The sequence below is a fragment of the Bacillus sp. DWP3-1 genome (genome assembly GCF_049896565.1).
Taxonomy (GTDB): Bacteria; Bacillota; Bacilli; order Bacillales; family Bacillaceae; genus Bacillus.
Window position 1 is genome coordinate 196981 of record NZ_JAFCUN010000001.1, and the last position, 17784, is coordinate 214764.

16 protein-coding genes are annotated in these 17784 nt (G+C 41.2%); 14 read left to right on the forward strand and 2 right to left on the reverse strand.

The genetic code is table 11. The features are described from left to right. Positions 1-26 precede the first annotated feature (26 nt). Positions 27-1271 carry a nucleotidyltransferase gene (locus ACP7A0_RS01060; protein WP_426003978.1) on the reverse strand — a complete coding sequence of 415 codons (1245 nt, stop codon included), beginning with the start codon at positions 1269-1271 and terminating at the stop codon, positions 27-29. Between the two features lie 206 nt (positions 1272-1477). On the opposite strand from ACP7A0_RS01060, the gene ACP7A0_RS01065 reads away from it, so the two are divergent. The 3 genes from ACP7A0_RS01065 to gerR all read left to right on the forward strand — a co-directional run bounded on the left by ACP7A0_RS01065 (position 1478) and on the right by gerR (position 2869). Then, the gene (locus tag ACP7A0_RS01065) at positions 1478-1996 is read left to right on the forward strand and encodes a YceD family protein (RefSeq protein ID WP_034662575.1); all 519 of its coding nucleotides are present in this window, start codon (positions 1478-1480) and stop codon (positions 1994-1996) included. A 21-nt stretch (positions 1997-2017) separates the two neighbouring features. Continuing rightward, positions 2018-2191 carry a 50S ribosomal protein L32 gene (gene rpmF, locus ACP7A0_RS01070; RefSeq protein ID WP_008354700.1) on the forward strand — a complete coding sequence of 58 codons (174 nt, stop codon included), beginning with the start codon at positions 2018-2020 and terminating at the stop codon, positions 2189-2191. Positions 2192-2329: 138 nt separating this feature from the next. Beyond that, complete coding sequence (gene gerR / locus ACP7A0_RS01075; RefSeq protein ID WP_060596186.1) at positions 2330-2869, forward strand: sporulation-specific transcriptional regulator GerR; 540 nt, start codon at positions 2330-2332, stop codon at positions 2867-2869. Between the two features lie 46 nt (positions 2870-2915). Here the strand turns inward: gerR and ACP7A0_RS01080 are convergent, their stop codons facing one another. Then, complete coding sequence (locus tag ACP7A0_RS01080; protein WP_003211702.1) at positions 2916-3395, reverse strand: N-acetyltransferase; 480 nt, start codon at positions 3393-3395, stop codon at positions 2916-2918. A 210-nt stretch (positions 3396-3605) separates the two neighbouring features. Between ACP7A0_RS01080 and ACP7A0_RS01085 the strand changes: the two genes are divergently transcribed. The 11 genes from ACP7A0_RS01085 to spoVE all read left to right on the forward strand — a co-directional run bounded on the left by ACP7A0_RS01085 (position 3606) and on the right by spoVE (position 17651). Further along, positions 3606-4505: a 2-dehydropantoate 2-reductase gene (locus ACP7A0_RS01085; RefSeq protein ID WP_375567411.1), complete on the forward strand. Its 900-nt coding sequence runs from the start codon at positions 3606-3608 to the stop codon at positions 4503-4505. Between the two features lie 65 nt (positions 4506-4570). Continuing rightward, a complete protein-coding gene (bshC, locus tag ACP7A0_RS01090; RefSeq protein ID WP_375567413.1) occupies positions 4571-6190 on the forward strand; it encodes a bacillithiol biosynthesis cysteine-adding enzyme BshC in 1620 nt (539 codons plus the stop codon). A gap of 128 nt (positions 6191-6318) precedes the next feature. Beyond that, entirely contained in the window at positions 6319-6750 is a 432-nt protein-coding gene (mraZ, locus tag ACP7A0_RS01095) for a division/cell wall cluster transcriptional repressor MraZ (protein ID WP_003211163.1), read from the forward strand. 66 nt (positions 6751-6816) lie between these two features. Further along, the gene (rsmH, locus tag ACP7A0_RS01100; protein ID WP_034662564.1) at positions 6817-7749 is read left to right on the forward strand and encodes a 16S rRNA (cytosine(1402)-N(4))-methyltransferase RsmH; all 933 of its coding nucleotides are present in this window, start codon (positions 6817-6819) and stop codon (positions 7747-7749) included. 37 nt (positions 7750-7786) lie between these two features. Further along, on the forward strand, positions 7787-8134 hold the full coding sequence (ftsL, locus tag ACP7A0_RS01105; protein WP_426003983.1) for a cell division protein FtsL: 348 nt from the start codon (positions 7787-7789) through the stop codon (positions 8132-8134). Positions 8135-8141: 7 nt separating this feature from the next. Next, entirely contained in the window at positions 8142-10292 is a 2151-nt protein-coding gene (locus ACP7A0_RS01110; RefSeq protein WP_060596402.1) for a penicillin-binding protein, read from the forward strand. Positions 10293-10417: 125 nt separating this feature from the next. Then, positions 10418-12337, forward strand: a complete 1920-nt coding sequence (locus ACP7A0_RS01115) for a stage V sporulation protein D (protein WP_106061525.1) — start codon at positions 10418-10420, stop codon at positions 12335-12337. Positions 12338-12549: 212 nt separating this feature from the next. Continuing rightward, entirely contained in the window at positions 12550-14025 is a 1476-nt protein-coding gene (locus ACP7A0_RS01120; protein ID WP_375567676.1) for a UDP-N-acetylmuramoyl-L-alanyl-D-glutamate--2,6-diaminopimelate ligase, read from the forward strand. 135 nt (positions 14026-14160) lie between these two features. Beyond that, on the forward strand, positions 14161-15135 hold the full coding sequence (gene mraY / locus ACP7A0_RS01125; protein WP_003211854.1) for a phospho-N-acetylmuramoyl-pentapeptide-transferase: 975 nt from the start codon (positions 14161-14163) through the stop codon (positions 15133-15135). 9 nt (positions 15136-15144) lie between these two features. Then, complete coding sequence (gene murD / locus ACP7A0_RS01130) at positions 15145-16491, forward strand: UDP-N-acetylmuramoyl-L-alanine--D-glutamate ligase (RefSeq protein ID WP_375567678.1); 1347 nt, start codon at positions 15145-15147, stop codon at positions 16489-16491. A gap of 59 nt (positions 16492-16550) precedes the next feature. After that, positions 16551-17651, forward strand: a complete 1101-nt coding sequence (gene spoVE / locus ACP7A0_RS01135; RefSeq protein WP_003212197.1) for a stage V sporulation protein E — start codon at positions 16551-16553, stop codon at positions 17649-17651. Positions 17652-17784: the final 133 nt, after the last annotated feature.

The following is a 17784-nucleotide window of genomic DNA, read 5'->3' on the forward strand; positions in this document are numbered from 1 at the left end:
AGCCTTCATCAAGGCTGCTCTTTTTGTTAAGACTGGAAGAGACCAGTCTCTTCATCATATCGGATCGGTGAGGTTTTAAACTCCGCTTCCGTTAAGTCCGTTTGCATTGGCTCACTAACGGGCAGGCTGAAGACGCGGGACGCGCGAATATCAAGATCAAGTGCGGGATGTGAAAAGGCAGACAGCTTGCTTATGAGCGGCACGTCCAATTCTTTTTTCACAAGAGATAAGTATTGCTGCCCTTTCTTTGACATACCAAGTAAACGAATGTAAGGCGCTTCTCTCTCTTTCAGCAGCTCATGCATGGCACTCTTTTTCACCCTCATTAAGAGATGTGTATTCATCCGCTGCAGCCTTGTCCACGTATATCGTTTTGTTTTCACAAGAGATAGATATTCCTCGTAGGAGGACGCATGTGAAATCGCCTTTTGCATGCGGTGTTCGATGCCTTCTTCGATTTCATAGATGCCTTCTAGTTCTGCTGTATCCATTGTGTGAAAGACTTGTTTTAAGAAGCTAAAGTAGGCTTCTTGCGTATGTAAAAGACCATAAGAAGAATGAAAGTCATGTAATTGCTTGAGCGTAGCTTCTGGGAGATATGGGGCGACTGTTTCAAATGTGCCGTGATCTTTTAAGGCTTTTCGTATACTTGTTGCGCTTGCGATTTTCTGATTTTTAGGAAGTTCTTCATCATGATAACCAGATGAAATCCTTTGAGAGGTAAAGGGCTGCATGTGAGGGGATCTCTCCAAGATGGCTTTGACATAATGGAAACCTAAAATGTTATTTGGCTTGGACAGATCCAGTAAGTGCTTAGGATCAATCACCTCTTGAAACGCAGCTGCTGCAGCTGCTGGATAACTAAGGCCTTCTTTCACCTTTTCTTTTGTGAAAAGGTCAATTTCTCCTTTTTTCTCAAGCCAAGCATGAGCCGTTCGCTCAAATGCTTTAATGTCACCATCCTCGCTGCCGAAAAAAAGGGAGCGGCATTTTAAAGCATCTAGAATCGCCACAGCACCGTTTGCAAAGGTTTCTGCCTTTTGCACTGCGTATATGTATGGAAGCTCACACACAATGTCTACACCGTTTTGCAGCGCCATTTTTGTCCGCGCCCATTTTGAGACGATGGCAGGCTCACCACGCTGGAGGAAGGAACCGCTCATGACGGCAATGGCAACATCTGAGGAGGTATGTGTTTTCGCCTGACGAACATGATAGGCATGTCCATAATGAAATGGATTATACTCGACAACGACTCCTGTTGCTTTCAATAGATGTTCCGCCTTTCTTGCTATGGTTAAATGGTCTATGCTAAAGTAGCATAAGGGAAAAATGAAGCCCATTTTTTTCAGTGTAGGCATTCCGCGAACTGATGTCAAACAACCCTCTGACATCACAAAGGACTGTAAAGAAAAAATATTGACAAATAACATGATGAAAGCTATAATCATGTTTGTTGCTCTTAGAGGTGATACAATTGAAATGGACAGTTTATCAGTTACATCAAAAAGCTAAAAACAGCTTCGATTTTCATGAGACGGTTGACTTAAATGAACTTACTAGCCTTCATTCAGATATACGTCGAATTTCACCGGTAGAGGTGAAAGGGACTGGAGTGATCGAATCAAAGCAAGTCGCATTTGATTTAACCATCACAGGTGAAATGACATTGCCTTGTTCAAGAACGCTTGTTGATGTAAATTATCCATTTGCGATTTCAACGAAAGAACTATTTGTACTTCATAAGACAGACGATATAGAAGATGAAGACGTTTCTATTGTAGAAGACGACATCATCGACTTAACGCCTATAGTCAAGGAAGAAATTCTTCTTGAAGTGCCGATGCAAATCTTTTGCGACCAAACGGATGTAAAAGGTGCTGCACCACAAGAAGGGAATGACTGGGCGGTCATTTCGGAAGATGCACATCAAAACCGAATTGATCCGCGTCTGGAAGGCTTGAAGAAGCTCTTAGAAGAAAATAATGAATCTTAACTCTTTAAGGAGGTGGGAATAATGGCTGTACCTTTTAGAAGAACTTCTAAAATGAAAAAAAGATTGCGTCGTACGCATTTCAAACTACAAGTACCTGGTATGGTAGCTTGCCCAGAATGCGGTGAAATGAAAATTTCTCATCGTGTCTGCAAATCTTGCGGAACATACAAAGGCAAAGACGTAAAAAGCAACTAATGCTTGATAAAAAAACGTGAGGGAATCTTCCCTTGCGTTTTTTTATTTGTCTATTTTTTAGGTTTCTCTCCTGCAAATAGTCTATCTACTCTAGTAGGCGCATATGATGTGGTATTCAGATTCAGGGGGGATGATCAATTGACGATTACAAGGCAGGACGCATGGACACAAGATGAAGATTTACTTTTAGCAGAAGTCGTCTTAAGGCACATTCGAGATGGAGGAACGCAGCTTTCCGCATTTGAGGAAGTCGGGAAAGCATTGTCAAGAACAGCTGCAGCATGTGGTTTCAGGTGGAACTCATACGTTAGAAAACAATATCAGGCAGGCATAGAGCTGGCGAAAAAACAGCGGAAAGAACTGCGTAAAAAAATCGGTATTCATTCCTCTGGTTTACCACAGCATGCGTTAACCATAGAAGAGAAGACATCTTCAATTCAGGCTGAATTGACCCTTCGAGAAGTGATTCAGTTTTTAGAGCAGCTTGAAAAAGAACCTGATGGACCTGCTCATTTACGCGAGGAACTGGCAGATGCACAGCATCAATTGAAGTCACTTACAGAAGAAAATGAACACTTAAAGCGGCAATTAAAAATGACAGAAGAAGATTACCGGGCACTCATTGGTATTGTTGAAAGAGTCAAACAGAATATCAGCTTAAAAGAATATGCTAAATAAAGAGACGCCCCTCACAGAGAAAGGAGGGGCGTTTTGTGATCAGTCTTTAAGCGGATTCACCTGTATTTTTTTGAATATGAGCGGGCTCCCAGATGAGTGGATTTTCACCCTTATCGCGCTCCATATCATATTTTACTGCTTCAAAGCCCATTTTATCCCAAAAACCGGCTGATTTGACGCGCGGATTGGTCCGAATTGGCAATCCGAACGATTTGGCGAATTCAACAAGTGCTTCGCCGTACCCTTTGCGCTGATACCCAGGAAGCACTTCCAGCTTCCACAGCTCTAAATAATCATGATTGTGGTTAAAATACGTTGTCGTTGAGCCGTCCACTTGATAAAGGCTCATACGTGCCACTAGCTTATCTCCAAAATAAATCCCGTAAAATGGAGAGTTGCTGTCATTTTCAATCATATTGCTTTCAAGGTCTTCAAGCATGGATAGCTCTTGTATGCCGTATTCCTTAAATTGTTTAAATTCCTCTAAAGTTTTGTAATTAATTAGAAGTCGTTTTACTTGTGCCATATGATCTTCCCCCTTACACACATAATGTCGACAGTGATGTCATTGAAGGCGTTTTCATCCCATCCGCCTCGAAAAGTTTTTACACTTATTATTATAGTTTTTAAATTAAAAAAATTCAATCATAGCGCGCCATCTGCTTTTTGCATCACGACATGAACCTGTTACAATAATTGATATAATGAAGTAAACAGAAAAAGGGAAGTGCGGCAGTTGAACATTGGAATCATTGGCGGCGGTGCGATTGGTCTGCTTTGTGCTAGTTATTTATCACAGCATCATGACATCACGGTCTTTACAAGAAGAAAAGAGCAGGCAGAAGAGATTCGAGCATCAGGCATTCAGCGAACAGTAAAAGGAGAAACATGTCAGGCGGCTGTTCATGCACAGACAGGAATAACAGGAGTATTTGATTTGCTCATCGTGACGGTGAAATATCATCATTTGCAAGATGTGCTCGATGAATTATCGACATTACCTCGTCAGCGTATCTTATTTTTACAGAACGGAATGGCTCACTTATTAGATTTGGAGAATTGGAAAACGGCACATTCATTATATATAGGTGTGGTAGAACACGGGGCTATGAAGATGTCAGATCATGCAGTGAACCATACAGGTATTGGTGTCATCAAGTGGGGGGCATTTCAGCATGAGGAAGCAGCTGGTATAAAAAATGCATTGAATGAGACATCATCTCATTTTCAAATGATCTATACGGATGAATGGAAAAAGGTGCTGGAGGAAAAACTGCTTGTCAATGTCTGTATTAACCCGCTGACAGCTTTGCTCCATGTGAGAAACGGGGAATTGATCGCAAACCCCTCATATGAATACATGATGAAATGTGCATTTGAAGAAGCGGTATCCATCTTGGGCTTGTCTGAAAAAGAGCGGCTCTGGCCTTATGTCATCTCTATTTGTGAGAAAACGGCTGCTAATCAGTCGTCTATGCTTCAAGATATAGTGAAAGGCCGCCAAACCGAAAGAAAAGCCATCGTTGGCTATCTTTTAAAAAAGGCTCAAGCTCAAGAGATTCTGGCGCCACATCTCACTTTCTTTTATCGAAGCTTGGAAGTATTGGAAAAAAAGCAAACAAAATCTTTTGAGTGAGATCATTTACATGCTATACTTTTTTCGGGAAACTAACTATTTATTGAAGAAAGGAAGTTCTAAACATGCAATTGACTGAACTTTCCATCCGAAGTCAGAATTTATTCATACGTGATTATATAGAAGAAAAAAAAGAGATGACGACTTTTTTTGATTATGATTTACATTCTGAGCACACATGGAAAAAGAGATACGACGATCTCATGGAAATGAGCTTCCCGCGCGAGGCTTTAGCGGATTATATGAGCGCATACCATGCAAAGTTTGAATCGGAAGCGATGCGTCAGAACATTGAAAAGATCCGTGATGAACGGAGTGTCATGGTGGTTGGAGGACAGCAGGCTGGTCTATTAACAGGACCGCTTTATACCATACATAAAATCATATCCATCATTCAGTTTGCAAAAGAAAAAGAAACAGAGCTTGGGGTCCCTGTGATTCCGGTCTTTTGGGTAGCCGGTGAGGATCATGACGTAGATGAAATTAATTTTGTATACACGTCTGGCGAAAAAGGACCAGTGAAACAAAAGCTGCCATTACATAACGTCAAAAAAGCGGCTGCGAAAAGAATCCCGCTTGATCAAGAAAAAACCGAGAAATGGCTCCGTGATGTGTTTTCAACATATGAAGAATCTGCGTATACCAATGACTTGCTTGATCAGCTTCTTCGATGTTTACGCAAATCACAAACCTTTACTGATTTCTTTGAATGGATTGTAAGTGACCTCTTTGAAGAAGATGGGCTGCTTTTATTTAATTCAGGCGACTTAGGTGTCAAACCGCTTGAGCGTGCGTTATTCAAGCACATTGTCGAGACAAATGATGCAGTCACTGCTCGCTTAAAAGACACGCAGGCCGCCATGAAACGAGCAGGATATCAGCCGATCATTGAAGCTGGTGACAGTCAGGCAAACCTATTTTACGAATATGATGAGGAACGTTTCCTAATTGAGAAAGAGAACGGCCGGTTTTCTATATCAGAAGTGGGGCTTACATGGACAAAGGAAGAGCTTCTGCAGGAAGTCGAGGAGCACCCAGAACGATTTAGCAACAATGTGGTGACGCGTCCCTTGATGCAGGAAACCCTTCTCCCAACACTTGCTTTTATGGCAGGACACGGTGAGGTTAACTATTGGGGAGAACTGAAAGGAATCTTTGAGCATTTTAAATTGAAGATGGCGCCTGTTCTTCCAAGACTGCATGTGACCATTCTTGAAAGACACATCAACAAGAAACTGCCGGTTAGAGAACTGTCGGTAGAAGAAGTGCTGACAAGCGGAGTGAATGAAAAGAAAGAATCGCACTTTGAACAAAGTCTTCCAGACAGCTTTGTTCAAGCAGTTCAACAGGCCAAACGTGAATTAGCGAATGCTCATGGTGTGATGAGACAAGAAGCACTGGAGATTGAACCAAACTTCGAGCAGCTGCTAGATAAAAATGCCAAATTTATCGAAGACCAGCTTCAATTTGTTTATCAAAAGGTGGCGCAGCGTGTGGAAGAGAAGGAAGGATATATCCTTCGGGACTTTGAACGGATTGAAAATAGTTTAAAACCACTGGACGCCCCGCAAGAAAGAATTTGGAATATCATGTATTTTTTAAACAAATATGGACCAGAATTCTTCAAAACGTTCAAAAATCTGCCATTTTCATTTCAAAACAAGCAACAAATTGTCAAACTTTGAAATAAAGTTTTAATGAACCCTGACTAGTTCAGGGTTTTTTTTTATGTAGAAACAGTGTAGAATAAGTTTTGTGGAGAGAAGTGGTGGATAGTGGAGAGTAAGGGTGAGAAAGTGGGGCTCTGATTATCATGTTCATGGGTGAATACCAGCATACGATTGATACAAAAGGGCGCATGATCATCCCTGCTAAATTTAGAGACGGTCTCGGAGAACAGTTTGTGCTGACGAGAGGGCTTGATCAATGTTTATTTGGCTACCCTATGAGTGAGTGGAAACTAATCGAAGAGAAACTCAAAGCACTACCGCTAACGAAAAAAGATGCACGTGCGTTTACCCGGTTCTTCTTCTCTGGCGCAGTCGAATGCGATCTGGACAAGCAGGGGCGTATAAACATCGCATCAAACCTACTCCAATATGCAAAACTCGAAAAAGAATGTGTGGTCATCGGCGTTTCAAATCGAATTGAGTTGTGGAGTAAGTCGATCTGGGAACAATATACAGAAGAGCAAGAAGATTCTTTTGCTGAAATTGCTGAAAACATGATTGGATTTGATATATAATAATCCCTTGTGCAGCAAGCTTTCTACACATTCATTTCTATTTGAAAAAGGTGGGACCATAACATCATGTTTCAACATGAGACAGTATTATTAAAAGAAACAGTTGACGGTTTAAACGTAAAAGAAGACGGTACATATGTGGACTGCACGCTAGGCGGAGCAGGTCATAGCTCATATTTACTATCTCAATTATCAGAAAAAGGAACATTGATTGGATTTGACCAAGACGATGCTGCACTGGATCATGCACGAGAGAAGCTCGCGGATGCTAAAGCGAACATTCTTTTCATAAAAAGCAACTTCCGATATTTAAAAGAACGTCTGAATGAACAAGGTATTACAAGCGTAGACGGTGTGATTTTTGATCTTGGGGTTTCATCTCCTCAGCTCGACACACCAGAGAGAGGCTTTAGTTATCACCATGATGCACCTCTTGACATGCGAATGGATCAATCAGCCGCATTGTCGGCAAAAAAAGTGGTGAATGAATGGCCATTTGAAGATCTAGTTCGGATTTTCTACAAATATGGGGAAGAAAAATTCAGCAAGCAAATCGCACGCAAAATTGAAGAAGCAAGAAAAAAAGCGCCAATTGAAACAACGGGTGAGCTTGTCGACATTATCAAAGAAGGAATTCCGGCACCTGCAAGACGAACTGGCGGACATCCAGCGAAAAGAGTATTTCAAGCGATCCGAATTGCCGTAAATGATGAATTGAAAGTATTTGAAGAAGCACTAGAACAAGCAATAGAGTTACTCAATCCGAAGGGGAGAATTTCTGTCATTACATTCCATTCACTTGAAGACCGGATTTGTAAAAGTACATTTAGAGAAATGTCTTCTCTTCCAGAACTTCCGCACGGACTACCAGTGATTCCAGAAGGACTTGAACCAAAGCTGAAGCTGATCACGAGAAAACCGATCGTTGCATCAGAACAAGAGCTGGAACATAACAACCGTGCCCGTTCAGCGAAGCTCCGAATTGCAGAAAAAAAGTAAAACGACACCATAGATGATGATAAAAAGGAGGTTTCTTATGAGTAATTTGGCTTATCAAAGAGAAGTGAAGCAACATCAAACAGAGCAGCAAGGCCAATCGGTTGTCATTAAAAGAAGAGGTTCTATCACACTTGGTGAAAAAATCTTACTTGTCATGTTTGTCATGGCTCTTATGTGCAGCTCCATTCTCATCATTTCTAAAGCCTTTGCTGTCTATCACGCCAATATTGAAGTGCAGAAATTAGAACAGCAAGTATCTTTAGAATCGAAGAAGATCACTGAGCTTCAAAAGGAAAAAGACTTGCTGAGTGAACCAGGAAGAATCATCGAAGCCGCGAAAAAAGCAGGCTTAAGCATATCGAAAGATGTTAAGAAGGTCGATTAACATGGCGATGCCTAAAAAGAATAAAATGATGAACAGAGGCGCGGCAATTGCAAGTATTTGCTTCGCCCTGTTTTTCTTTATCATCCTAGCACGTTTTATCTATATTCAGATTACAGGAACGGTTGATGGACAAGTATTAGCCGCCAAGGCTAATGAACAATATCAATCGAAGAAAACACTTGAAGCCAAAAGAGGGTCTATTTTAGACCGGAATGGAAATGTGATTGCTGAGGATACATCTGTGTATAAGCTCATTGCGGTCATGAGCAAGAAAATGACAGTGGACCCTAAGCATCCAATGCATGTCGTCGATAAAGAAAAGACGGCAAAAGAGCTCTCAAAAGTCATCGACATGAGTGAAAATGAAATTTTAAAGCGTCTCAATACAAAAGATGCATTCCAAGTTGAGTTTGGTAAAGCGGGGAAAGATATTAGTTTTTCAACGAAGGAAAAAATTGAAAAGCTAAAGCTTCCAGGGGTCGCATTTGAAAAAGACACGAAGCGATATTATCCAAACGGCATGTTTGCTTCTAACCTGATCGGTTATGCCAGATTAGATGAGGCGACAAAGGACATGTCAGGTGCAATGGGACTTGAGAAGGCACTGAACAAATATTTAAAAGAGAAAGACGGCTATGTGACATATAACAGTGACAGAAGCGGATGGGCCTTGCCGAATAGTAAAGAAGACATTGTTGCCCCGAAAGACGGGAAAAATGTCACGCTGACCATCGATCAGAAAATTCAAGCGTTTCTTGAAGAAAGTATGACGCAGGTTGCCAAAAAGTATAAGCCGAAGAAAATCATTGCCACAGTCGTTGATCCGAAAACTGGAAAGGTACTCGCGATGGGTCAGCGGCCAAGCTTTAATTTAAATGAACTAGACATTACGAATTATAACAATGATGTCATTTCATATGCGTTTGAACCAGGTTCAACGATGAAGATTTTTACCCTAGCAGCGGCGATCCAAGAAGGGGTCTACCAAGGCAGTGACAAATATCAATCTGGTACTTATAAAGTAGGCGGCGGCCTTGTGAGGGACCACAACAACGGAAATGGCTGGGGGAAAATTGACTTTCATCAAGGGGTTCTTCGCTCATCAAACGTGGCCTTTGCAAAGCTGGCGAAAGAAAAACTAGGCTTCACACGATACGAACAATATTTGCAGAAGTTCCATTTCTATGACAAAACGGGGATTGACTTGCCGAACGAAGCGTCTAGCAAAATCAATTATAGATACGAATATGACAAAGCATCGACGGCTTATGGTCAAGCGTCAGCCATCACACCGATTCAACAAATCGAAGCAGCCACAGCGATAGCAAACGGCGGAACAATGATGAAGCCATATGTCATTGACCATATTACAGACCCGAATACAAACAAAACGATTTTGCAGCACGAACCAACAGCAGCAGGAAAACCGATTTCATCTGATACAGCGAAGCAAGTTCGCGACATATTAGGTGAGGTTGTTTCCTCAAAAATTGGAACAGGTCAGCCTTACCAAATCAAAGGCTTCGACGTTGCTGGAAAAACAGGAACGGGGCAAATTGGCGGTGCCGGCGGTTACCTCCAAGGAAGAAACGATTACGTCTTTTCATTTATGGGAATGGCGCCAAAAGATGATCCGAAGCTGCTTGTTTATGTAGCTGTACAGCAGCCGCAGCTGTCTGAAACAGAAACAGGGTCTGCCCCGGTTTCTCAAATCTTTAACCCTGTGATGAAAAATAGTCTGCTATATTTAAATATTGCACCAACAAAAACAGACGATAAAAAATCAGGCGCAGAAAAAGTGAAACAAGAAACGATGCCTTCATTCCTGGATTTAGAAGTGAAGCAGGCGGAAACAGAAGCCAAAAATAAACACTTAGCGCCTGTTGTCATTGGAGACGGCCTCTCCATTAAACGCCAGTGGCCGAGTGCGGGCTCTGAATTCTCTGAAAGCCAGAAAGTCTTCTTGAAAACAGCAGGGAAAACCATTAAGATGCCTGATATGACAGGCTGGTCCAGAAGGGAAGTCCTTCAATATGCTTCGATTTCCGGTGTGCATATAGAAACAAATGGACAAGGATATGCTGTAAAACAAAGTGTCAAAAGTGGAGCGGAGATTTCAGACAAAGTCGTCACTGTGACATTTAAAAGCCCAAATTAACTTTAAACCTAGCAAACCGCTTGCTAGGTTTTTTCTTTTGCTCCAGCTGAATATCACGTAGCGTTCTACAAAAGGACGGGCCTGCATATGATGAAAACAAGCCATATGTAAGGAGTGAACCGGGCGTGCGAGTGTCAAGTGTAACAGTGAGAAAACGATTGCTTTTCGTGCTGCTGTTTGGGGTGATCATTTTTTTCATCATAGATACTAGATTAGGATATGTACAGTTTATAATGGGCGAGAAGCTGACAAGCTTAGCAAAAGATTCATGGAGCCGAAACCTTCCATTCGAACCGGAACGGGGAGATATTTTGGACCGGAATGGGGTAGAGCTTGCGACGAACAAAAGTGCCCCATCTATATTGGTCGTCCCTCGGCAAATTAAAGATCCCGCAGAAACAAGCAAGAAATTGGCAGCAGTACTGAATATGTCTGAAGAGAAAGCGTACAAGCATGTCACGAAGAAAACATCAATTGAACGAATTTCTCCTGAGGGCAGAAAGGTATCTCATGAAAAAGCAAAAGAAGTAAGAGAGCTTGATTTAGAAGGTGTGTATGTAGCAGAAGACAGCATCAGACATTATCCGTTTGGCAGCTTTCTTTCACATGTACTGGGCTTTGCTGGAATCGATAATCAAGGCTTACTTGGACTTGAAGCCTACTATGACGATGACCTAAAAGGCGAAAAAGGCTCTGTAAAGTTTTATTCCGATGCAAAAGGGCAGAAAATGCCAGATGAAGCAGACGATTATACACCGCCTAAAGATGGTCTTGATATGAAATTAACAGTCGATTCAAAAGTACAAACCATCATAGAACGAGAATTAGACAACGCGCAGGCAAAGTATAATCCAGATGGTATGATTGCGATTGCGATGAATCCGAAAAATGGTGAAGTGCTGGGAATGTCAAGCAGACCAGATTTTGATCCAGCTGACTATCAATCAGTTGACCCAAAAGTGTTTAACCGAAATCTTCCGGTGTGGAGCACATATGAGCCGGGTTCGACGTTTAAAATTATTACACTTGCAGCAGCATTAGAAGAAAAGAAAGTAAATTTAAAGCGCGATTCATTTTTTGACAGCGGATCTGTGACAGTTGATGGTGCAAGACTCAGGTGCTGGAAAAAAGGCGGGCACGGATCACAGTCATTCTTGGAAGTGGTTCAAAATTCCTGTAACCCCGGCTTTGTAGAGCTAGGAGACCGTCTTGGGAAAGATAAATTATTTTCCTATATTAAAAATTTCGGATTTGGCCAAAAAACAGGAATCGACCTTCAAGGGGAAGGGCGGGGGATTTTGTTCCCGCTTGATCGTGTAGGTCCTGTAGAGCAGGCGACCACGGCCTTTGGGCAAGGTGTATCTGTTACGCCGATTCAGCAAGTAGCTGCAGTAGCAGCTGCGGTAAATGGCGGGACACTTTACACGCCTTATATTGCAAAAGAATGGATAGATCCAATCACAAAAGAGGTCGTGAAAAAGCAATCACCGATTGCCAAAAAGAAAGTGATTTCAGCAGAGACATCTAAAGAAATCAGGTTTGCACTTGAAAGTGTAGTCGCCCAAGGAACTGGCCGAAATGCATTTGTTGAAGGGTATCGGGTCGGCGGAAAAACAGGAACAGCACAGAAGGTAAAGGACGGAAAGTATATGGAGAATAACCACATTGTGTCGTTTATCGGATTTGCGCCTGCAGATGACCCAAGTATTGTAGTCTATGTGGCTGTGGATAACCCAAAAGGCACCATTCAATTTGGTGGTACCGTGGCCGCACCAATTGTTGGTCATATTATGCGGGACAGCCTGCCAGAGATGGGTGTGAAAAAAAGAAAAGGGCAAATTGAAAAGAAGTACCAGTGGCTGGACACAAAAACCATTGAAGTACCGAATCTTGTAGGAGGATCTGTTTCAGATCTTGAATCCCTCTTGATCAACCTAAAGATCGATGCCTCAGGAACTGGCAGTAAAGTAGTGAAGCAATCACCTGCTGCTGGGACAAAGATCAAAGAAGGCTCCACGATCAGATTATACTTAAACGATGAATAATAAAGAATGAACAGAGGGTAGCCGCACTCATTCGGCTGCCTCTTTTTGTTGAAAGAGAAGGACAGTTTGAAAAAAAGAGTCCAAAGTGTGTTTTTTCCAACAGAAACTTAAGGAATACGCTGGATGTATCCTTTTTTTTACGATAAAATATAGACTGTGTGTTTTTTTCACAAGACATGCACGTGAACGAATTTGAGAGGTTTGATATGAAAATGAAATTACAAGAACTACTTACATACTTTAAAAGTGAAAACAACGAATTGATAAACGAAAATCCTGATATCACTTCCATTGAAATGGATTCAAGAGAGGTGAAAAAGGGAAGCCTTTTTGTCTGTATAAAAGGCTATACAGTAGATGGACACGATTATGCTGAAAAAGCGGTGAAAAGCGGGGCTGCAGCAATTGTAGCGGAACACCCTCTTAACATAACAGATGTACCAGTCATTATTGTGAAACACTCTCAAAGAGCACTTGCAAGAATAGCTGATGCGTTTTACGAACAGCCCACTCATAAGCTGAATCTCATCGGGATCACAGGCACAAACGGAAAAACCTCAACAACACACATGATCGAACAAATGATGAGAAAAGCCGAAAAGAAAACAGGCTTAATCGGTACGATGTATATGAAGGTGAATGATGACATTCTCAACGTGAAAAACACCACACCTGAAAGTGTCACACTTCAGAAAACGTTTAAACAGATGCTTGATCAAGATGTAGATACAGCCATTATGGAAGTATCATCACATGCACTCCATCTTGGCAGGGTGCATGGATGTGATTATGATATTGCTGTTTTCACAAACCTTACGCAGGATCATCTTGACTACCACAACACAATGGAAGAATATAAACATGCGAAAAGCTTGCTATTTTCTCAGCTCGGAAGCGCCTTTCATCATAATAAACCCAAGCATGCGATTTTAAATGCAGATGATGAGGCTTCGAGTTATTTTGAAAAAGTCACAGTTGCTGAAGTCATGACGTATGCCTTAGAGCAAAAAGCAGATGTCATGGCAAAGAATATTCAAATTATGCCAAAGGGAACTCAATTTGATTTGGTCACTCCAATCGGCACCAAGAATGTGACGGTTGCCCTCGTCGGAAAGTTCAATGTGTATAATATCCTGGCAGCTGTATCAGTCGGGATCGTATCTGGCTTAACGTTTGAGTCGATCGTTAGTGCGATTGAAGAGCTGGAGGGAGTCAAAGGCAGATTTGAACTTGTAAACTGCGATCAAGATTTCCCTGTCATCGTCGATTACGCGCATACACCTGACAGTTTAGAAAATGTCCTCACAACGTGTAGAGAATTAACAGAGGGCAAAATTTTCTGTGTGATTGGCTGCGGTGGCGACCGTGATAAAACAAAGCGCCCTCAAATGGCCCAAATCGCTGTGAAATATGCAGATGAACCTGTATTTACATCAGACAACCCAAGAAGCGAAGATCCTTCAGCCATTTTAAAAGATATGGAAAATGGGGTGCCAGACGCATATTATCATAGCTTTGTGAATCGGAAACAAGCCATCTTCTTTGCCATTGCCAATGCGAAAAAAGGCGATACAGTCTTAATAGCGGGTAAAGGCCATGAGACATATCAAATCATTGGCGATCAAGTCTATGACTTTGATGATGCAAAGGTTGCTGTTGACGCTATTTTAGATCTAAACAAATCTTAAAATGATGAAAAGAGTGTAATGAAATGAAGCATTTTGTACAAAAACAACATACGAAGAACGCGAATGAATACCATAATAATGAATGCAATTTTCTGATGGAAAACGGCTTTGGAAATTCGGAAGGAGTAAAGAACGATGCTTGAACAGGTGATATTGTTTACAATCATAATGGGATTTTTAATCAGTGTTCTTTTATCCCCGATTTTTATACCGTTTTTAAGAAGACTTAAATTTGGTCAAAGTATTAGAGAAGAAGGCCCGCAGTCTCACCAAAAGAAATCTGGTACTCCGACAATGGGCGGAATTATGATTATCTTTTCTATCACCATTACTACGATTGTGATGATCAACAAATTCTCTGAGATTAGTCCAGAAATGTTTTTACTGTTATTTGTCACACTTGGTTACGGCCTATTAGGATTTTTAGATGATTATATTAAAGTAGCGATGAAACGAAATCTTGGATTAACATCGAAACAGAAATTAATCGGTCAAATTGTGATCGCAGTGATCTTTTATGCAGTTTTCCATTATTATCAGTTTGCAACGACGATTCGCATTCCAGGAACAGACGTCAGCTTTGATTTAGGATGGGCTTACTTTATCCTTGTCGTTTTCATGCTTGTCGGAGGTTCTAATGCCGTGAACTTAACGGATGGACTGGATGGTCTCTTATCTGGAACCGCTGCTATTGCTTTCGGAGCTTTTGCCATACTGGCTTGGAATCAATCCCAGTATGATGTAGCGATCTTTTCAGTAGCTGTTGCAGGAGCCGTCCTTGGTTTCCTTGTGTTTAACGCACATCCTGCAAAAGTATTTATGGGTGATACAGGTTCTCTAGCATTAGGCGGAGCCATTGTAGCAATTGCGATTTTAACGAAGCTTGAAATTTTACTTGTCATTATTGGTGGAGTATTTGTTGTTGAGACGCTATCCGTTATTCTTCAAGTGATCTCCTTTAAAACAACCGGCAAAAGAATCTTTAAGATGAGTCCGCTTCACCACCACTATGAGTTAGTTGGCTGGTCAGAGTGGAGAGTAGTTGTCACCTTCTGGACAGCTGGTTTATTACTTGCTGTTTTAGGAATTTACATCGAGGTGTGGTTATAATTGAATAAGATGCAAATGTTAAAAAACGAACATGTACTAGTATTAGGTCTTGCAAAAAGCGGATATGCGGCAGCTTCAATTCTTCATGAACATGGAGTAAATGTGACGGTAAATGATCAAAAACCGTTTGAAGAAAACGAACCTGCTCAGCTACTTTCTGGAAAGGGGATTGATGTCGTTTGTGGCAGTCATCCTCTTCGTATATTCGAAGATAAAGAAATTACGATTTTAATTAAAAATCCAGGAATTCCATATGAAAATGTGATGGTTCAAGAAGCGCTTCGCCGCCAAATTCCAGTTTGGACGGAAATAGAATTAGCGTATCATTTAACCTCATCCCCTTTTATTGGGATTACTGGATCGAATGGAAAAACCACTACCACGACTTTGATTTATGAAATGCTGAAAAAAGACAGCCAAAAAACATTAGTGGCGGGTAATATTGGAACAGTTGCCAGCGAAGTCGCTGCAAATGCAGCTGGCGATGAGTGGATCGTAACGGAACTCTCTTCTTTTCAATTAATGGGAACAGTTGAGTTTAGACCTAAAATCAGTTTAATATTAAATATTTTTGATGCACATTTAGACTATCACCACACTCGTGATGAGTATGAAAAAGCAAAGCAGAAAGTATTCGCACATCAACATGAAGATGATATCGCTGTAATTAACCTAGATGATCCATCGGTCGTAAAACTGGCAGAAGGTTCAAAAGCAAAAAAAGTGTTTTTCTCAGTGAAAGAGCCAGTAGAACATGGTGCGTTTATTCAACATGGTGCAATTTACTACATGAATGAACATATCATTGATGTAAAGGATGTTGTCCTTCCTGGTGAGCATAACCAAGAAAACATTCTGGCAGCTATTTGTGTTGTGAAAAATGCAGGCTGCTCAAATGAAGCAATCGTACACGTTCTCACGACATTTAGTGGAGTGAAGCATCGTCTGCAGTTTGTAGATACAATTCAAAGTCGGAAATTTTATAACGATAGTAAAGCAACCAATATTTTGGCAACAAGTAAAGCATTGTCAGCCTTCGAACAACCGACCATTTTATTAGCAGGTGGACTTGATCGCGGCAATGAATTTGATGAATTGAAACCTTTCATGAAAAATGTAAAAGGAATTATCACATTTGGTGAGACTGCACCTAAGTTTGTGAAGCTTGGTGAAGAGCTTGGAATACATCACGTAAAACATGTCGATAATGTTGAACAAGCAGTACCTGCGGCGTTTAACATATCTGAAGAAGAAGACGTGATTTTATTATCTCCGGCTTGTGCAAGCTGGGATCAACATAAAACATTTGAAGAACGTGGAGACATGTTTGTAAACGCCGTGCATATGCTTAAATAAGGGCTTGTCTCTCATATGACTGACAGCCCAAATGAAATTATGCTTGGGGTGTCGGTCTCTTGACGAATAAGAAAACTTCTCCGGATTTTTTGCTTGTTGTCATTACGTTACTTTTATTGACGATTGGTTTAATTATGGTGTACAGCGCTAGTGCTGTGTGGGCATCGTATAAATTTGATGATTCGTTTTATTTTGCAAAAAGACAGCTTTTGTTTGCCGGAATCGGAGTTATCGCAATGTTTTTCATTATGCGAGTCGATTATTGGACGTGGCGGACTTGGTCAAAGATATTGATTGCTGTTTGTTTTCTCCTTTTGCTGCTTGTACTCATTCCTGGTATCGGTATGGAGAGAAATGGATCAAGAAGCTGGATCGGTGTCGGTGCGTTTAGTATTCAGCCCTCTGAATTTATGAAGCTTGCGATGATTGCGTTTCTTGCAAAATTCTTATCTGAAAAACAAAAAAATATCACATCCTTTCGCAAAGGTTTTGCCCCAGCTTTAGGCATTGTATTTTCTGCATTTGCCATCATTATGCTTCAGCCGGATCTGGGAACAGGAACGGTGATGGTTGGAACCTGTATTATTATGATATTTGTTTCAGGTGCGAGAATTGCTCACTTTATATTTCTCGGTCTTATAGGACTCAGCGGGTTTGCTGCACTTGTCTTATCAGCACCCTACCGAATAAAACGAATTACATCGTACTTAAATCCTTGGGAAGATCCGCTAGGCAGTGGGTTTCAAATTATTCAATCCTTATACGCTGTTGGTCCAGGTGGTCTGTTCGGAATGGGACTTGGTCAAAGTAGACAAAAATTCTTCTATTTACCTGAGCCCCAAACGGACTTCATCTTTGCGATATTGTCTGAAGAGCTTGGCTTTATAGGGGGATCACTCATTTTACTCCTCTTTAGTGTTCTATTATGGAGAGGCATACGAATAGCACTTGGAGCCCCAGATTTATATGGAAGTTTCCTGGCAGTTGGTATTATTTCAATGGTTGCCATTCAAGTAATGATTAACATCGCAGTTGTCACTGGACTTATTCCTGTGACAGGTATCACGCTCCCATTCCTTAGTTATGGCGGCTCATCACTGACATTAATGCTGATGGCGATTGGCGTACTTTTGAATGTAAGCAGGTACGCAAGATATTAACGTGCTGAAGCTCATGAAACCATGTTGACGTTTATTTTGCAAAAGTACAAAAAAATGATTTGAAGAGTGAAAATGACAGTTTTTGTTTCGAAAACGTGTTTTTTGACTCTTCTTTACAGGTTTTAACGGAGCC